Origin of the sequence: Pseudoalteromonas sp. T1lg22 (assembly GCF_002964645.1) — a bacterium.
Taxonomy (GTDB): Bacteria; Pseudomonadota; Gammaproteobacteria; order Enterobacterales; family Alteromonadaceae; genus Pseudoalteromonas.
In genome coordinates this window covers 86481-102827 of the sequence record NZ_PQBY01000008.1, presented here as the reverse complement: position 1 = coordinate 102827, position 16347 = coordinate 86481, and the positions used below count along the sequence as shown (strand labels likewise).

Below are 16347 nucleotides of genomic sequence, written 5' to 3'. Positions count from 1 at the left end.
TTTTCGTTCTAGTTGGCTTTGTAGGACTATTTCAGCGCTACATTAATAAACACGGCGGTCATCAAAATTGGGCACACCAAACGGATATACCACAACAGGGCTTTAATGCCCGGATGGTTCGACTCAGCCAGTTTATTGCCGCGGCTCCACACCCAGCCCAGGGTAAGGAAGTAGAACAAACCCATCAGTGGCAACTGGTACTGGGTAAAGACTTGGATCACCAAACCAAACAGCCAGTCAAAGTTCATAATGATGGTGCCTGACGCGATAGCTACCACTAAGGTCACCAAGGCAGTCGCGCGCTTGCGGTCCATATCATGATTTTCAACCAAAAAGGCCACCGGGATCTCGGTCGAAGAAATGGTTGAGGTTACAGACGCAATAGACATCAGCACGAAAAACGCTAAAGCTATCACTAGGCCCATGGCGCCCATGGCTTCAAACAGTTGCGGCAAGACCGCAAATATGAGCTGTCCTTCGCCGATCAGCTTACCGTTGGCAAAGACTTCAACGCCGTTATGGCTGGCCACAAAAATAGCTGGAACAATCAACAAACCGGCTAAAAATGCCACCGAGGTGTCGAGTGCGGCCACGCTTAAGGTTAATTTGCCAAGGTTAGCGCCGGGCTTAAGGTAGGAGCCGTAAATCATCATACAGCCCACACCTAGCGACAGGGAGAAAAACGCCTGTCCCATGGCGGCAATGATTAAGTCCGCATCCCAGACTTTATCAAAGTCGGGCTTAAGATAATGGGCAAAGCCTTCGGCCGCCCCATCAAGGGAGCCAATATAGAAGATCAGCCCCACCAAGAGCACCAGCAATAAGGGCATAAGGCGTCGCGACCAGGCCTCAATGCCGGACTTCACCCCTTGCAAAATAATGCTGGCGGTCAGCAGCAGCATCAAGGGTGTAAAGACCAGATTACGAGCCAGGGAGTCATTACTTAGAAATTCGGCGACCTTAGGCAGGTCCAGCATTTGCGCTATCGGTGCCAAGGCATGGGCCAGCATCCAACCGGCAACGATAGAATAGAAGCTCAGCATCACCACGGCGCCGCCAAGGCCAAGATAACCGGCTCCGGCACCTAGTTTTGGAGCCTTGGTATGCCAAGCACGTTTAAGCGCCTGCACCGGGTTGGCTTGCGCCGCATAGCCCAAATATAACTCGGTAAAGAGCGCCGGCAATGCCAGGGCAAAAATTACGATAAAGTAAACAAGTAAGAAGGCTCCGCCTCCGTGGTTTGCAGCTTGAGTTGGAAATCCCCATATATTTCCTAAACCCACTGCGGCGCCGGCAGCCGCCAGCACAAATCCTATGCGACTTTGAAAGCCGTCACGATTATTCGTCATTCTTATTGATATCTGTTATTGTTTTGCCGCTATTAAACCACACTTACCATTAACAAAGTAGTCGCCGCCAACCATATCGGACCATTCATCCCATGTTTAATGCAGCTTATCGCTTTCCCGCATTACCAAAGACCACGCCATCTGTGCCGATATCGGAAAAAGTCTTACTGAGCCTCAGTGCCGCCATTGAGCTCGATGAAGCCCATCTGCACCCAGGCGAACTCGAGGTGCTCAACAGGCGTAAACAACCCCAGGCCAAGCGCGAATACCTAAGTAGCCGCTATTTTATCAAGACCCTGGCACAGCGCCTGTTTCCTCAATACGCGCAGGCGCCACTGGCAAGTTGGCAGAGTGTTTTTAACGAACAGGAACGAGCCCTGCAGCTGTTTATCGACGGGCAGTTATTGGATATTAATGTGGTGATCAGTCACTCCCACGGCCATATTGCTGTTGCCATAACTCAGGGCCAGCAATCTTTATTGGGCGTGGATATCGAAAAGCGAGATGCAAACCGGCGCTTTGAAAAGCTGGCGGCGCATTTTTACCCTGAGGTGGAAGCCCGGGATATAGGCAATAACGTCGATACTTTTTTTCGAGTGTGGACGTTAAAAGAAGCCTATGCCAAGGCCGCTAAACAAAGTATCAGTACGCTGCTTAGCCAGCCTATACTACCCTTGCTTGAACGCTGCCCGGCACAGGTTTATTGTCAGCAATGGCGGCAATTTGATCTTAGTTTGATCACCGCCAAAACCGAGGTAGAAGTGATCAGGCTTGCTCCAGCAGCTGCTGGTGAATAGCCTGCACCACCTGATCCGATTGTCCTTGCTCTACCAAGAAGCACAGGTTGTGCTTTGAAGCGCCATGACAGATCAGGCGAATATCAAAGCCGCTCAGCACCCGCATTAGATTTAGCTCGCTTTGGCGCAGCTGAATCTCAGAGCCAATTAGGGCCACCAAGGCAAGATTGGTTTCCACGCTGACATGACAAAACTCACCTAAACGCTCCAGCGCTTCCTGATCAAGCTCGGGGCGACTGGCGTTCGGCGCATTATCCAGGGTAACAGCAACGCTGATCTCAGAAGTCGTGACCAGATCAACCGAAATTTTATATTCGCTGAGAATAGTAAACACCCGCGCCAAGAAACCACTGGCCAAGAGCATTTCCGGGCTTTTCAGCGTCAATAGCAGCTGGTTCTTGCGCTGAGTCACGGCCCGTACGCCGGCGATCAATTCACTACTGGGCACCTTCTCAATCCAGGTACCACCCCCTTGCGGGTCCTGGCTGGAGCCCACAAATACGCCAATACCGCTGCGCGCAGCCGGTAAAATAGTCGCCGGGTGTAATACCTTGGCGCCGAAGGTTGCCATTTCCGCGGCCTCGTCAAAGGTCAGATGGGCAATCGGCTTGGCCTTATTACACAAACGCGGATCTGTGCTGTATATACCTATTACATCGGTCCAAATATGAATATTACTGGCACCACAGGCCTCCGCCAACAGGGCCGCACTGTAGTCCGAGCCGCCACGGCCTAAGGTGGTGGTTTCACCGTATTCATCTGAGCCAATAAAGCCCTGAGTCACCACCACCTGCTCGCTAAGCAGTGGCACCAACTCAGCCTGAGCCCTAATTCGGGTTTGGGTGATATCCGGTTGCGCCTTACCAAACTGGCTGTCGGTTTTAAGTACCGAGCGCACGTCGAAGCGACTTGAGGCCACGCCTTTATCACGCAGCACCTGGGTAAATAAATACGAAGATAAACGCTCGCCGAAACTAAGCAACTCATCGCGCTGGACATTGGTTAGTGGCACGTTTTGCGTAGAGTGCGAGGCGCTGTGTTTAAAATCATTGAGGGTAGTATCGAAGCCATGGGCAAGATCCGCATCCAGACTCAGGCACTCAATAATATTGAGTTGGATGGCAATAACACCATCAATATGCGCTTGGCGCTCTTCATTGCTAAGCCCAGTTTGACACAAGGCCACCAGATGATTGGTAACCCCGGCGCTGGCACTAACAACCACGATGCGCACGTGTGAGTCGGCAGCAATAATATCGGCGCAACGGCTCATCGCTGCATGATCGGCTACTGAGGTGCCGCCGAATTTGGCGACGGTAAATTCCTGATTCATTTTCTCTCCGAGATGAAAAATAGCTTATTTTTCAAATACAATCAGGAGAACTTGGCAAGACTAAAAGAAAGGTATGTCCATTGCCAGAAGCCCTCCACCCAAACAGGTGACAGTTCCGAGGATTCAGCCTCAAGAACCGAAAGCCATTGTGACGAGCAATGTACTTCCTCGGCGATAGTCTCCCTCATAAACGGTCGTTGGCCTACGTCTGCCTCGCGTCTACTACCTAGCTATCGCACCTCTTCTGCTACAGATTTACGACATGAGCCGCAAACCCGAGCTAGGAATTTAACGTTTGGATGGCTGGATGTCAATCACCCTTAGGTCGAGCATGGGCACTTAATTTTTGCTTATACCAATTCTGTTAAGTATGTGATCAGAGATAGCGCTGGATAAATGATATGATCACAAGGCGGAATTTTTCTTATGTAGTTATTCTCGGCTTTGGCTCCTGCGCCGCTCTACCGCCTACATCCGTGTAGGCGTACATCGAAAAATTCCAACACAGTGAGCATGATATTTAGCCCGCTAGAATGATTAGCTATTTAAGTGAATTGGTATTCCTGGCCAGCAGCAAATCGCCAAGCTTAACAACACCGCCCCGCTCTAACTTTTCAATACAGGCAACAATGGCCGAATTTACGGGAGTGGCTACCCCGTGGCGCTGACCAAGTGCGACCACGGCGCCGTTGAGATAGGCGATTTCCGTTTTGCGTCCCGCCTGAATATCTTCCCACATGGACGAGCGCGCCTTGGGATCGATATCCAGCATGGCCGAAGCAAGGCGCCTAAATAACCAATTGGGTAAGCTCAACACTCGGGGCACTAAGGCAGGTTTAACCTTGGTAAATTGCGCCAGCTCAATGTTCATGGCCTTACATACCGCCAGCCATTCCTTCATGGCCGCCGCCAACACACGTCTTAGGGCTTTATTTTCCAGCTCCTGCTTGATTGGCATATCCGCCACCGCATTGAGGGCGTTATTGAGGTTTAACAGCAGCTTGCCGTAGATCACTGGCGTCATCTGCGCCTTTAATTCGCAGTTAAAGCCGTGCTCACGCAAAGTCTTGGGATATGCTCCATGCCTGGGGTTTTAGCAAATACAAATTCGCCCTCGGTGCCCTTATGAAAATGCGCGCCCTGTTGCAATACGTTAAACGGGGTAATGCCAAACACACAGGTGCGCTCCGCTAGCCTATCTTGAATTGCCTCAAAGCTACCTAGGCCATTTTGCATAAATACCAGCTCGGAAGACTTATGGGTTATAGCCAGCAGTTGGGGCAGTGCCTGGGGCAATTGATGGCACTTCAAAGTGACAAAAACCACATCAAACAGCTGCTCGCCAGGCTCTGTGATAAGCTCATCCGGCATCACAGTTTTATCCAGCCCCTGGTAGTCACTGATATGAATGCCGCCATTAGCAATAATGGCATCTTTAATCCGTGCCCGGCATATCAGGGATACATCAAGCTGTGCCGCGCTTAATAACGCGCCCAAATAGCACCCCGTTGAACCGGCACCAAAAACCGCAATACGCATACGTCACCTTTATTAATCTGGTCAATAAGTTACCTGATATGTTCATAGTGCTGTAAGTTTAAGTACGCGGCAATGCTAGGCACTGTTTTTATTGTACCAAGGTGTATTTATCAGCCCAAAAGCCTTCTTAAGCGCTCGGCAGAAACAAAAAGACCACCTGGGTTTAAGCCCAGATGGTCTTTAAAGAAAATGCGGATGCTGTCGCCGTTACACGAATGAACCCATGTAGAAAGCGCCGACATAACCCACAGAATAAGCTATCAAAAGATAGAAGCTATTACGCAGGTAGCTACCGAAGGTTAAATCGCGCACCTTGCTCATGGCGATAATACCCGCCGCCGAGCCTATTACTAACATGGAGCCACCAACACCGGTCGCATAGGTAAATGCCAGCCAGTTTTGCGTATCCATATGAATATCTGCTTTAAGCAGTGCCGCGGTTAAAGGTACGTTATCGACCGCTGCCGACAGTAGACCCATCAGGTAGTTGGCCTGACTTGGCGCTAACACCTCATACAGATGAGTAAACTGGGCCAGCACGCCCACTTCTTTTAGAGCGCCAACCAGTAACAATACACCCACGAAGAACAACAAGGTGTCGTACTCAATCTCACGGATATAGTCGATGATCTGCTTGTTTACGTCCTTTTTGCGCATCAAGAATTGCGCCGTTAGGAACATCAGCGATAGACCGAATAAAAACGTCAACAGGGGCGGAATTTGAAACAGCACACTCATGGTCAGGGTGCCGACGATTGTCGAAAGGAAAATAGCCGCTATGGTAATGTCGGTTTTTTCTATGGGTTTGCGCTCGCCTAGAGAAAAGGTCACCGTGCCGCGCATCTTCATAGATAACAAGGTCGCCAGCACCAGTACGCTAAAGGCTGCTGGAGCAATCAATAACAACAGATTGCCTATGGTCACCTTGTCGGCCAAGAAGATCATCAAGGTGGTTACGTCACCTGTGATCAGCGACACGCCGCCGGAGTTAACCGCAAAGATAATCAAGGTCGCGTATTTTACCAGCTTGCGGCCATCAAGTTTCAACGACATCACCACAGCCAGCGATACTAAGGTCGCGGTAATATTGTCGGAAATCGATGAGAATAAAAACGCAAAACCAGCAATAAGGAACATCAGCTTGCGCTCGCTAATCTTACTTGGCAGTACCCTTTGTACCAAATTTTGAATGAACCCTTTAGAGTTGAGATAGGCAACAAAGGTCATAGCCGCCATTAAAAACAGCCACAGGGTCGCTATTTCTAAAATGTTCTCATTAAGTTCATCTTTGATATGATCAAGGGAATGACCGTGAAGGGGCGAGATGAAGAGGATAATCCAGCACAAAGTGCCGAAAAAAAGCGTGGTTTTAGCCTTATTTACATGGATGACGTCTTCCACAACAATAAGCACAAACGCCACGGCAATGAGCGTCAAGATGAGCGCACTGACCATTTTGAGTATTATTCCTTGCGACAAGCGATTTAAAAAAGTACGGCTAAGTTTATTGGTGGTACAAATTACACCCAGATGTACAAATAACAAACTTAGCGATACCATGGGTTAATTGCAGACAATTACAGTCTGCAAGCGGCGCGAATTCTAACATTCATATGCCCAAGGAGCTATTACCAATTCGTTGTAAGTGACAATTTCTTTACATATTTTTTGTCAACCAAATACAACGCTTTTCGTAAAGATAATGTAACAGTGAAAAGCTATTTTCCCCTTTTGTACCTTTAGTTATAATCCCTGCCTATTGCCAAGCACAAAGAAACAACATAATGATAATAGCGAAACGCGTGCTCAATACGCTGACTGAGCTATGGCCGGTGCTTGAGACCCTGATGAAACGTTTCAAAATGGGCGACTTTAGCATCAAGGAAGTGCAAAGCATCATAAAGCAGCACTTTCCTCATTATTCCGGCGCTCAGATTTACAAAGAAACCAACCGCCTGCTTAGCCAAGACATTCTTGTTCCCTTAGCAAAATCATCGCAATTGGAAATCAACCGTGCGGTGAGTGATTTTGCCGCCTACTTATTGCAAGATGAAAGCTTGGGCGTGGCCGCTGAAATTCATGTTTTAGTGGACGACTTAGAGCGCTTAAGCGCTAAGCTCACCAAGGCGGTCGGTGATGATGATTACGGTGATATCAGTCGCTACACCCGGATTATGGATGAACGGGTACGTAAAATCGTCAAACTCTACCAGCACAATGAAAACGCCATTTACAATCTGGTTGAGCAAGCCAAGGCCAATGGTTCAAGCATGTCTCTGAGCAAGCGTTATAAGGCGGTGATTGAAGCCTTTGACGAATACATAGAACCCATGCTGGAAATGCTCGATATCAGCGGTGCCTTTCAAATTTGCTTCGACACCATTGAGCTGAGCCTTACCGAACACCTGTTGCACCTAAAACAAAGCGGCCGCGACGCCAATACCATTCGCATGTTGGAACAGCTGCGCACCCGCATCCTCGATATGCACCATATTGGCCGCGAAAGTCTGCGCCAAAGTGCCGACATGCTGATGCCACTGCGCGAAGAGTTAAGACAAAACACCCTAGTCACCCGCCAGGCCGCCAAGATACTGGGGCTTATTCGTAAGCGCGGTTTGGATAGCGTGATGAGCGCCCATCAGCCGTTTTTTGCCAGCGAGCCCATGCATCACCAACTCGGCAGTAATGCACAATTAGTGGCCTATATGGCCGGTTTAAGCGAATTTGAAGAGCATGACTTTGAAATGCCCGACGCCAGCGCTGCCGAGCCCTATCGCGCCCCAAATATTCCCAGCTTTAGAGATGTTCGCGCTCTGTTTATACCCGCCAAGGGCAACAGCAAAGCCCGTAAGCAGCAGCTTATTGATGTGCTCGATAGCCATTATCCTGAGCTGGAGTCCGACGAGCTGTTATACCTGTATCAAAAACTGATTAACGACCCCTCGCTGACCCTGAATCAAAGCGAACGGCTTGAAACTAAAACCATCGCCGGCAAGCGCTTTGCCTTGTATCCCTTTATCGATGCCAGTGATGCGACAACAACACAAAGTAGCGAAGAATTATGACCAACATAGACTTAACCCAGCTTACCCAGCTGCACTACATCAATAAGAAACTGGTCAGCGGCTATCATATCAGCGAGCAGGACAACCTTGCCTGGCAGGAGCTCGACCAACAACAAGAGCAATACGCCGCCCTCTTTAGTGCCCTAGGTCACACCCTGGTGCACGATGCCCGTGGTTTTTTCCATTTTGCCACAGATGAAGGCACCGCCAACATGGGTAAGATCTCCCGAGCCATTGCGCTCTTTATCTATACCCTGATTGAGCACTACGCCAACCAGGGCCAGGATCCCATGCGCGCCCTGTTCGACAAAGACGTCGACCTGGAGCTGTGTCAGGAGCTGGTGTTACACAACAAGGTGCTCTATGACCAGTTGGAGATCTTCTCCGGCACCGACTTACGCAAGGATGTGCTGATGCGCATGGTACGCCTGGGAATGGCCAAGGCCAAAGACAAGGAAAGCGTGTTTCGTTTACTCGCCCCCATTCACCGCTATCTCGATGCCCTGTTAGAAGTAAATGAAGACGCGCTTGAAAGCGCCGAGGAGCTATAAATGCAGCAATTACACGGTCTGAGTAAACTAGCCCTGTTAAATACCGCTGGCTATGCCAAATGCGTGATCCCGCTGGATAAAAGCAGCTCTATTTGCGCGCCAAACAACACGGGGAAAAGCTCGGTAATAAACGCCCTGCAGTTTCCCCTTATCAATGACTTGCGCCTGACCGAATGGGATGGCCATGATTTAGAAGAAACCCGCAAATTCTATTTTAATTCCGACCAGTCCTATATCTTGCTTGAGGCCGACCTGCCCCATGGCAAGGTGGTCATAGGTGTGGCGGGCCTTGGCAAAATAGCCGGCTTTGCCCATCAGTTCTTTTGTTATAACGGCGCGCTGAACCTCGATGACTTTACCGATAACAAGCGCATCGTCAAATACACCCGCTTGTTCAATCATCTTAAGGACAAGGGCTTTAGCCCCATCGAACTCAAGGCGCAGGAACTCAATGCCTTATTGATAGGCGGCGCAACGCCGTTCGATGGCGACATCAACCTGCGCATGATCCCGCTCAATAATGTCAGCGACGCCGCCACCTATAAAGAAATCTTCCGTCGCATGCTTAACCTGCACAAGCTCGGCGCCAGCGATGTAAAACGCTTTATGATGCGTGTGTTTGAGCGCCATATGTCCAACGCTAACGTCGACTTTTATGAGGTCTGGCAGCGGGCATTCGACAAGGTTAATCGCGCCCGTCGTGAGCTCAATGCCTTGGAAACCATGCAAGAGCCCATCGCCGCGCTGGAAAGTATGTTGGAGCACCAAAGTGCCCTTAAAGGCAAGCTAGGTGCCTATGCGCCAAAAATCGACTTGGCCCTGGCCGAGTTCGATACCTTTTATGAAGACCAGCACGCCACCTTGGCCGAGCAACTTGAAGAAATCTCTCAGGAGAAGGAAGAATTCGAGCAAAAGCAACGCCTCTACGTGCAACAATCACGGGATATCGAGCGCAAGCTCACCGAGCTTGCGGCTTGGTTTAACGATTTCGACGCCCTGCATACTGAGTTTGAGCTGACCAACAACGCCACCTTGCAAAGCGAGCTAAAAGCGCTTAAACAAGAGTATGAAGCCCTGTCCCACTCGCTTAAAAGCGCCGAGGGCCAGAGCCTGCATACCCTGGATTTTCGTATTAAAGAGACGCAAAAGCAGATCAAGAGCCTGAAACTTCAGCTGAAAAACCTGGAGTACAACCTCTTTACCCGTATGCGCGAGGACTTATCGCTCAAAGAAGTGGAAGAAATTTCGCGCATCCTCAATCCGGATCTGCTGTCTTTTGCCACCAGCAATGGCGGCGAGATCAATATTGACGATGAGGATGCGTTTGGCGCATTTTTATCCGAGCTAAGCCAGGCCGTGCGCGGCGGTGAGCTGGTGGTACCGGGCGCGACCATCTCCCTGAAGAAGCTGCCGGTAGTACAGATGCAAAGCGGCGCCGATAAGGCGCAACTAAGCGAGCAGCTGGCATCCCTTGAGCGCTCACTGAACGACCTTAAGGCCCAACGTGACGTTGCCGCCGATGTCGCCGGTAAACAGGCCGAGCGCGATGCTCTGTATGAGCAACTTATGGCCCAGGAAGCGGCGCTAAAACGCTTTGAGCAATACCAGGTGATGCAACGCTCCTGTGATGCCCAACAGGCCTTGCAGGAAAGCCTTAATGGTGAGCAGGAAGAAGTGGATGCCCATCTCAGTGAAGTGCAACAAAATGCCGCCGGCATTGCCGATCGCCGCGCCATTATTAACTCCAAAAAAGAGGCGTTGGAGCGTCAAAAAGCCCGCTTGCAGCAGGTTAAGAGCGAGCGCTTGGATCACACCCTGGACTTTATCAGCGGTAAGGTAACCCCCTACCTTATCGATATCACCTTTGATCTTGATGCCCTGGCCGACACCATTCACGGCTTTAACAAGGATTGTCAGGAGCTGCGCAACTTCGATATCAATGTGCGCAACACCTATTTGCATATCTACAACGCCGGGATCACCAAATTTGATAACGAAAGCGACGAGCTGAGCAAATACCAAAAGCTGATCAGCGCCTATCACAACCTGGACAACGAGCGCGAGGCGGTCAATCGCCAGGCTCGGGTGGCATTGACCGATGTGGCCGCCACCATTAAGGGGCTGCGCCAGGACTTAAACCGCTTAACATCGGAAATGCGCCTGTTTAATCAGGGGATCAGCGAGCACCAGATCTCAAACCTCAAAGGCTTTAAGATTGAGGTGGTGCCAAGAAAAATGCTGGTGCAAAGCATAGATACTATCCTTGCTACCTCAGATCTCTATGAGCAAGGGGATAGCCTGGATTTATTGGCGGAGCAGCATGTACACGAAAGTGAGGTGAATGAGGCCAAAGATCAATTGATTAAGCTCGCTTCCGACAAGGTGGGACTGACGCTGAGCGATCTTTTTGATATCCGCTTTGAGGTGGTTAACCGCGCTGGCGACACCGAGTATTTCGATAAAATCGACTCGGCCGGTTCAAACGGTACCCGTATTACCATCAAGCTGTTATGCGGCATGTTGTTTATTCGCCATCTGCTTTCGGATAAAGAGAAAAGCCAGTACCGAGTGCCCCTGTATATTGATGAGGCCGCCGATATCGACCCGCAAAACCAGCAGGCTATTATCGAAACCGCGTTAAGCTTTGGTTTTGTGCCCATCTTTGCCTCGGTTAAACCGCAGATCAGCTGTGACTATATAGTTCCTATTCGTACCTTGGGCGATGGCAAGCAAAACTGGGTAGATGAAAAAGACTGGATCCGCGTGGAAAACGAAGAGCTGGTTTCTTGATTTGATCACATAACAAAGGGGCGCCTGCCCCTTTGTTATTTTTAGCTCAATAGCATTCCATTACTCATCAAGCAAGGTATCAAAACCACCGTAAATCATCCGCTTACCATCAAACGGCATGGGGTTAAGCTGCTCCTGGCAACTGGGGTCCTGCATAAAGTCTGCCCAGCCCTGATCACGCACTTCTTTTGACGGCCAGTGGATCCAGGAAAACACCACGGTTTCATCGTCTTTGCATTGCACCGCCATGGGGAAAGACGTCAGTTTGCCATCGGGTACATCACTGCCCCAATTTTCCACCACACGATCGGCACCATACTTTTTAAAAAACATCGCAGCCTTTGCCGCATGTTCACGATACTCTTCGCGTTTTTCCGTAGGCACAGCACAGACAAAACCATCTACATAACTCATGTTTATTCTCCTTGGTGCAGCTCGCACCTTTACATTTTTATTAGGATTAACCTATAGCGGACAAAGCCGACTGTTTCTAGCGGCCTTTTCAAGCGACATCTCCAAGCGGACGCATAAATTTCTCCCTTCATAGTATGTATGATGCTCGGCAAAACGCCGGAAAAGTTTCCTCCCCGACCGTAAAACTGATAATTCTCTACAACAAATTCAACCCCTTGCATATACTCACTCTACGATTGTGCACTAAGCCACGAAGGAGAATTAAATGATTGCCTATACCATGATAGGAGTAAGCGATTTACCCATGGCGATAGATTTCTACAAGCCATTATTTGCGCAAATGGGCATGGAAATATGTTGGCAAGGCGATACCTGCGCCTCTTTTGGCATTGTCGATGATGAGTCGGTGCCACGCTTTTTTATCGGCTACCCATTCGATGGTGCTGCCGCCAGCGTCGGCAACGGCACCATGACGGCATTTAGGCTGCAATCACCGGAGCAGGTTGTGGCCCTGCACAAGATGGCCTTGGAAAATGGCGGCAGAGATGTTGGTAAGCCGGGTTATCGACCCCAATATGGCGAGGGCTTTTATGCCGCCTATGTGCGCGATAGCGATGGTAATAAACTCGCTTTTGTTGTCTATCCTTAGTCTTAAGCAACTTAACTAAGCGATCGGGGCTTTCCCTTCAGTGCTACAGCCACTTTTTTTCCTTACCTTTTTTATTGGCACCTTTATTGGCTTTCGTTTTGTCCTGGCTTATCTACGGGTGAAAGACGAAGTCAATAAAAGGGCCATTGCACTGACGATCAGTTTTTTAGCCATTCAACTCACCTGCGGCTGGGTGAGCAACCTGCTAAATTTTGTCGAGCCCACAACCCTTATCGCTTCGGTGATCCTCTTTGCCTTTATATTAAGAAAAGTACTGATCCTAAAGCTATGGCAAGTTATCGCCATCCCCATTGTGGTATCTATGATCTCCACCCTATTTATGGCCATTACCTTTATGCTGGCCATTCGCTTGTTTGGGCCCATCGGCGTCAATTGAAACCCAACGCCTAGGAAAATATGATCCAGATCCTCTTTGCGTAAAATTTACACACATTTACGCTAAATGCTGTCGAAATTGACACAAATCTCACCCATACTGGATTTTAGTTTCGCTCAACCTGAGAATTAAATATGGATAATAAACTCTCGACCCCCACCATAGTATTGCATTGGCTTACTGGCTTGTTGTTTATCGGCGTATTGGCATTTGGCTTGTATGTTGAGGAGCTGCCCAAGGGGGATGAAAAGCTAGAGATGCTGGCACTGCATAAATCCTTTGGCATTACCGTGCTTTGTTTTGCCTTTGCGCGCTTGCTCTGGCGCCTTAAAGAGGGTGAAATTACCCATGTTGCCGAGCTTAGCAAAGTCCAGGAGTTAACCGCTAAGAGCGTGCATATGGTGTTGCTTATAGGCACCTTGTTAATGCCCATCTCCGGATTAATGATGAGTATCGGCGGTGGCCATGGTGCGGCCTTATTTGGCTTCGAGCTCTATCCAAAGAGTGAAAAAATCGAATGGATGGGAAGCCTTGGGCACGATATTCATGGCCCGGCGGCCTGGTTGTTGCTTGTGACCCTGTTGGTGCATATCGCCGCGGCCATCAAACACCATTTTATCGATAAAGATAAAACCTTAAGTCGTATGCTGGGGCGTGGCAGCGACTAATTCAAAAAAAATGGGGAGCCTAGGCTCCCCTTTTTATACCTGCTTAAGGCTCAGCCAATTGCCTTTTGACCTCTTCGCTGTCCTTGTGCAGATAATTATCACTACTTAACCCCAGGCTTTGCGGCAAGGTGGCACTGATAAATACCGACGACCAGGTACCCACCAGGACACCAACAAACAAGGTGATGGCAAAGCCACGCAGCGGCGCCCCTGCCATCATCCAGATACTGATAATGGTGGTTAAGGTAGTTAACGAGGTGATCAGGGTTCGGCTCATGGAGGCAAAAATGGCCTCATTCACGCTTCTGGACACATTTTGCTCGGGTTTAGCGCGCACTATCTCGCGCACCTTATCGCCTATGACTATGGAGTCATTGAGGGAGTATCCGATGATCGCCAAAATAGCCGCCAGCACGGTTAAGGTAAATTCCACCTCAAACAAGGCTAACAGCGCCAGGGTGATAATCACATCATGGGCCAGCGCCAGGGTTGCCGCTACGCTTAAGCGCCATTCAAAACGGCCAAGGAGATAAAGCATCACCGCCAGGGTAGCGAATAACAAGGCCATCATTCCCTGCTCTATCAGTTCATCGCCGGCGGCGGCACCCAAGAAGCTGTTATCAAGCACGGTTGCACCGCTGTGCACCGACCAGCTCGCCAGCCAATCACCGCTGGCGCGTCCCGCTTCGGGGGTTTGAAACACAGACCATTGCCCCGGACCACGCTCGGTTAAGCGAAATGGTCCATCAATATAGTTGCCGAGCTCTTGCTGTAACGTCTCTTGGGCGACCGACTGAGGCAGAGCAAATTCACTGACATAACCGCCGGTAAAATCCTGCCCCAAGGGCACGCCCTTAAGGGTGATGATCAACAGGCTCACTACCATAAGCACAACACTCAACCACAGGCCAAATTGGCGCACGGCTTTAAAATTACTCACCATGATGGAACTCCTTGGTCGGGTGCTTAGCCGTCTCTTTCGCCCAGTTAAACAACAAATAAGAAAGGTATTTGGATACCAGTACACCACTAAATACGCTGGTGGCAATGCCCAGGGCCAGGGTGATGGCAAAGCCTTTGACCGGACCATAACCTACCCCCACCAGCACCAAGGCGCTGATAAAGGTGGTGAGATTGGCATCGATAATACTGCTCATGGCGTGTTGATAACCTCGCTGCAGTGCCTGCAAACGAGTGCGCCCCAGGCGTAGCTCCTCCTTGATGCGCTCAAAGATGATGACATTGGTATCCACCGCCATACCTATGGTTAGGACCAAGCCGGCGATCCCCGGCAGCGTTAACACCACCCCGGGCAACAGCGACATCAGCCCAAGTAAACTGACGACATTAACCATCAACGCCAGGTTCGCCACCACTCCTAAGCGGCGATACCAAAACAGCATAAAGCCCAGGGTCAACGCAAAGCCAAGCAATAAGGCATTAAGGCCATTACTGATATTTTGCTCGCCTAGGCTCGGACTCATGGTTTGTTCCTTGATGATGCGTATCGGCGCTTCCAAAGAACCGGCACGCAGCACCAGGGCAAGATCCTGCGCCCGCTGCCAGGAATCCAGACCGGTAATGCTAAAACGCGTTCCCAAGGCTTCATTGATGGTGGCAATTGAGATCACCTCCTCACGTTTATGCACATTTTCATCGACGCCTTGCACATACTCGCTGTACAAGGTGGCCATGGGCTCGCCGATATGGGCGCGCGAGAAACGATTAATTTTATCGCCGCCGTGGGATGAGAGCTGCAACTGCACCATGGGTTTGCCCCATTCATCGCGCCCGGCCTGCGCTCCGGTAATATCATTGCCGGTAAATATGGCCTTGGCATCGATGGCCACTCGGTCTCCCTCTTGGGTTAACACCCGCTTGCCACCTTGCTGCTGCAAGCCGTGAAACGACAGCTGGGCGGTAGCACCTATGATACGTTTGGCCTCGGCCGGGTCTTGGACGCCGGGCAACTCAATGCGAATGCCCTGCTCGCCCTGACGCTGCACCACAGCCTCGGTGATCCCCAGCTCTTCAATGCGCTTGCGCAAGGTGGCCAGGGCCTGAGCCATGTCCTCACGGGCGAAAAGCTGCTGTTGGGCCGCAGGGTAATGCAATCTGTTATATACAAAATCCCCCTTTTGCTCACGCGTGACAAGCAGTTGTGGATACAGCTGCTGCAGCTGATTTTGTAATTGCTCACCCTGAGCCGCCGAACGCAGTGGGGAGCGCAGCACCAGAGCATGATCCCCAGTGTCTATGCTCACGCCTCGCAATCCAAAGGTGCGCCGGAGGGTAGTGGCATCCGCTGCAATGGATTTAATACGCTGCGCCATGGCTTGATCGGTATCGACTTGCAAGACAAAAAGCACGCCGCCACCTAAGTCCAAACCCAGTTTCATCGGCGCTAAGCCAAGACTTTGCATCCAGCTCGGTGTGGTCGCTCGTGTTTGCACCTTGACATTGGCGTCCGTTAATTGTTGTCGTAATACCCCGGCCGCCGCGGCGCTGTTATTCGGTCTTTCCAGGGTCAGCAATAACCTCTGTGCCTGGGGGTCAAAGTGGCCACCTTGTACAGGGAAACCTTGACTATCGAGCAAGCGCTCGATCTGAACCAAGGCCTGCGCTCCCTTGGGATTCTCGACAGCAATCACCTTGGTATTGGGGTATAAGTTGGGTAAGGCACTCAGTGCCAATATCACAATGAGGGCAAGGGTGGTAAATACGCCCATGCCACGCTTGGCTCGCCATAACGAACCGTTTTTATTATTCATAATCTCTACCTTACGCTTGCCAAA

The 16347-nt window shown here is 50.3% G+C and carries 15 protein-coding genes and 1 riboswitch; of the genes, 7 read left to right on the top strand and 8 right to left on the bottom strand.

All coding sequences use genetic code 11. The features are described 5' to 3' along the window. Positions 1–26 precede the first annotated feature (26 nt). Positions 27–1349: a sodium-dependent transporter gene (locus tag C2M24_RS05425; RefSeq protein WP_105213576.1), complete on the bottom strand. Its 1323-nt coding sequence runs from the start codon at positions 1347–1349 to the stop codon at positions 27–29. A 92-nt stretch (positions 1350–1441) separates the two neighbouring features. On the opposite strand from C2M24_RS05425, the gene C2M24_RS05420 reads away from it, so the two are divergent. Continuing rightward, a complete protein-coding gene (locus C2M24_RS05420; protein ID WP_105213575.1) occupies positions 1442–2146 on the top strand; it encodes a 4'-phosphopantetheinyl transferase family protein in 705 nt (234 codons plus the stop codon). On the opposite strand, the gene lysC is transcribed toward C2M24_RS05420, so the two are convergent. The 4 genes from lysC to nhaD all read right to left on the bottom strand — a co-directional run bounded on the left by lysC (position 2115) and on the right by nhaD (position 6473). Continuing rightward, a complete protein-coding gene (gene lysC / locus C2M24_RS05415) occupies positions 2115–3479 on the bottom strand; it encodes a lysine-sensitive aspartokinase 3 (protein ID WP_105213574.1) in 1365 nt (454 codons plus the stop codon). The two genes, C2M24_RS05420 and lysC, sit on opposite strands and share 32 nt — an antisense overlap. Before the next feature lie 79 nt (positions 3480–3558). Then, positions 3559–3731: riboswitch (Lysine riboswitch) on the bottom strand. A 289-nt stretch (positions 3732–4020) separates the two neighbouring features. Beyond that, positions 4021–4542 carry a ketopantoate reductase C-terminal domain-containing protein gene (locus tag C2M24_RS16080; protein ID WP_233999501.1) on the bottom strand — a complete coding sequence of 174 codons (522 nt, stop codon included), beginning with the start codon at positions 4540–4542 and terminating at the stop codon, positions 4021–4023. Next, complete coding sequence (locus tag C2M24_RS16075; protein ID WP_199775692.1) at positions 4512–5018, bottom strand: 2-dehydropantoate 2-reductase N-terminal domain-containing protein; 507 nt, start codon at positions 5016–5018, stop codon at positions 4512–4514. Before C2M24_RS16075 ends, C2M24_RS16080 begins: the two co-directional genes overlap by 31 nt. Positions 5019–5225: 207 nt before the next feature. Beyond that, positions 5226–6473, bottom strand: a complete 1248-nt coding sequence (gene nhaD, locus C2M24_RS05405) for a sodium:proton antiporter NhaD (RefSeq protein WP_105199849.1) — start codon at positions 6471–6473, stop codon at positions 5226–5228. A gap of 329 nt (positions 6474–6802) precedes the next feature. On the opposite strand from nhaD, the gene C2M24_RS05400 reads away from it, so the two are divergent. Genes C2M24_RS05400 through C2M24_RS05390 form a run of 3 tightly spaced genes read left to right on the top strand, consistent with a single transcriptional unit; the run spans position 6803 to position 11424 of the window. Next, complete coding sequence (locus tag C2M24_RS05400; protein WP_105213573.1) at positions 6803–8083, top strand: hypothetical protein; 1281 nt, start codon at positions 6803–6805, stop codon at positions 8081–8083. After that, positions 8080–8634 carry a condensin complex protein MksE gene (locus tag C2M24_RS05395; RefSeq protein ID WP_105199847.1) on the top strand — a complete coding sequence of 185 codons (555 nt, stop codon included), beginning with the start codon at positions 8080–8082 and terminating at the stop codon, positions 8632–8634. Before C2M24_RS05400 ends, C2M24_RS05395 begins: the two co-directional genes overlap by 4 nt. Then, positions 8635–11424, top strand: a complete 2790-nt coding sequence (locus tag C2M24_RS05390; RefSeq protein WP_105213572.1) for an ATPase — start codon at positions 8635–8637, stop codon at positions 11422–11424. 60 nt (positions 11425–11484) lie between these two features. Here the strand turns inward: C2M24_RS05390 and C2M24_RS05385 are convergent, their stop codons facing one another. After that, positions 11485–11838: a DUF1428 domain-containing protein gene (locus C2M24_RS05385; protein ID WP_105213571.1), complete on the bottom strand. Its 354-nt coding sequence runs from the start codon at positions 11836–11838 to the stop codon at positions 11485–11487. 265 nt (positions 11839–12103) lie between these two features. Between C2M24_RS05385 and C2M24_RS05380 the strand changes: the two genes are divergently transcribed. The 3 genes from C2M24_RS05380 (at position 12104) to C2M24_RS05370 (ending at position 13552) form a co-directional block, all read left to right on the top strand. Next, positions 12104–12487 carry a VOC family protein gene (locus C2M24_RS05380; RefSeq protein WP_105213570.1) on the top strand — a complete coding sequence of 128 codons (384 nt, stop codon included), beginning with the start codon at positions 12104–12106 and terminating at the stop codon, positions 12485–12487. A gap of 40 nt (positions 12488–12527) precedes the next feature. Next, positions 12528–12884, top strand: a complete 357-nt coding sequence (locus tag C2M24_RS05375) for a hypothetical protein (RefSeq protein ID WP_105213569.1) — start codon at positions 12528–12530, stop codon at positions 12882–12884. A gap of 134 nt (positions 12885–13018) precedes the next feature. Beyond that, positions 13019–13552: a cytochrome b gene (locus C2M24_RS05370; protein WP_105213568.1), complete on the top strand. Its 534-nt coding sequence runs from the start codon at positions 13019–13021 to the stop codon at positions 13550–13552. 43 nt (positions 13553–13595) lie between these two features. Here the strand turns inward: C2M24_RS05370 and secF are convergent, their stop codons facing one another. Both secF and secD read right to left on the bottom strand, forming a co-directional pair. Next, on the bottom strand, positions 13596–14495 hold the full coding sequence (secF, locus tag C2M24_RS05365) for a protein translocase subunit SecF (RefSeq protein WP_105213567.1): 900 nt from the start codon (positions 14493–14495) through the stop codon (positions 13596–13598). Next, positions 14485–16323, bottom strand: a complete 1839-nt coding sequence (gene secD, locus C2M24_RS05360) for a protein translocase subunit SecD (RefSeq protein ID WP_105213617.1) — start codon at positions 16321–16323, stop codon at positions 14485–14487. The genes secF and secD overlap by 11 nt, the downstream gene beginning before the upstream one ends. Positions 16324–16347: the final 24 nt, after the last annotated feature.

Coding starts and splice junctions, on each gene's coding strand:
- secF (WP_105213567.1), bottom strand. CDS start 14,495: ATGGTGAGTAATTTTAAAGCCGTGCGCCAATTTGGCCTGTGGTTGAGT.
- C2M24_RS05380 (WP_105213570.1), top strand. CDS start 12,104: ATGATTGCCTATACCATGATAGGAGTAAGCGATTTACCCATGGCGATA.
- C2M24_RS05390 (WP_105213572.1), top strand. CDS start 8,635: ATGCAGCAATTACACGGTCTGAGTAAACTAGCCCTGTTAAATACCGCT.
- C2M24_RS05395 (WP_105199847.1), top strand. CDS start 8,080: ATGACCAACATAGACTTAACCCAGCTTACCCAGCTGCACTACATCAAT.
- C2M24_RS05420 (WP_105213575.1), top strand. CDS start 1,442: ATGTTTAATGCAGCTTATCGCTTTCCCGCATTACCAAAGACCACGCCA.
- C2M24_RS05385 (WP_105213571.1), bottom strand. CDS start 11,838: ATGAGTTATGTAGATGGTTTTGTCTGTGCTGTGCCTACGGAAAAACGC.
- C2M24_RS05425 (WP_105213576.1), bottom strand. CDS start 1,349: ATGACGAATAATCGTGACGGCTTTCAAAGTCGCATAGGATTTGTGCTG.
- secD (WP_105213617.1), bottom strand. CDS start 16,323: ATGAATAATAAAAACGGTTCGTTATGGCGAGCCAAGCGTGGCATGGGC.
- C2M24_RS05400 (WP_105213573.1), top strand. CDS start 6,803: ATGATAATAGCGAAACGCGTGCTCAATACGCTGACTGAGCTATGGCCG.
- nhaD (WP_105199849.1), bottom strand. CDS start 6,473: ATGGTCAGTGCGCTCATCTTGACGCTCATTGCCGTGGCGTTTGTGCTT.
- C2M24_RS05370 (WP_105213568.1), top strand. CDS start 13,019: ATGGATAATAAACTCTCGACCCCCACCATAGTATTGCATTGGCTTACT.
- lysC (WP_105213574.1), bottom strand. CDS start 3,479: ATGAATCAGGAATTTACCGTCGCCAAATTCGGCGGCACCTCAGTAGCC.
- C2M24_RS16075 (WP_199775692.1), bottom strand. CDS start 5,018: ATGCGTATTGCGGTTTTTGGTGCCGGTTCAACGGGGTGCTATTTGGGC.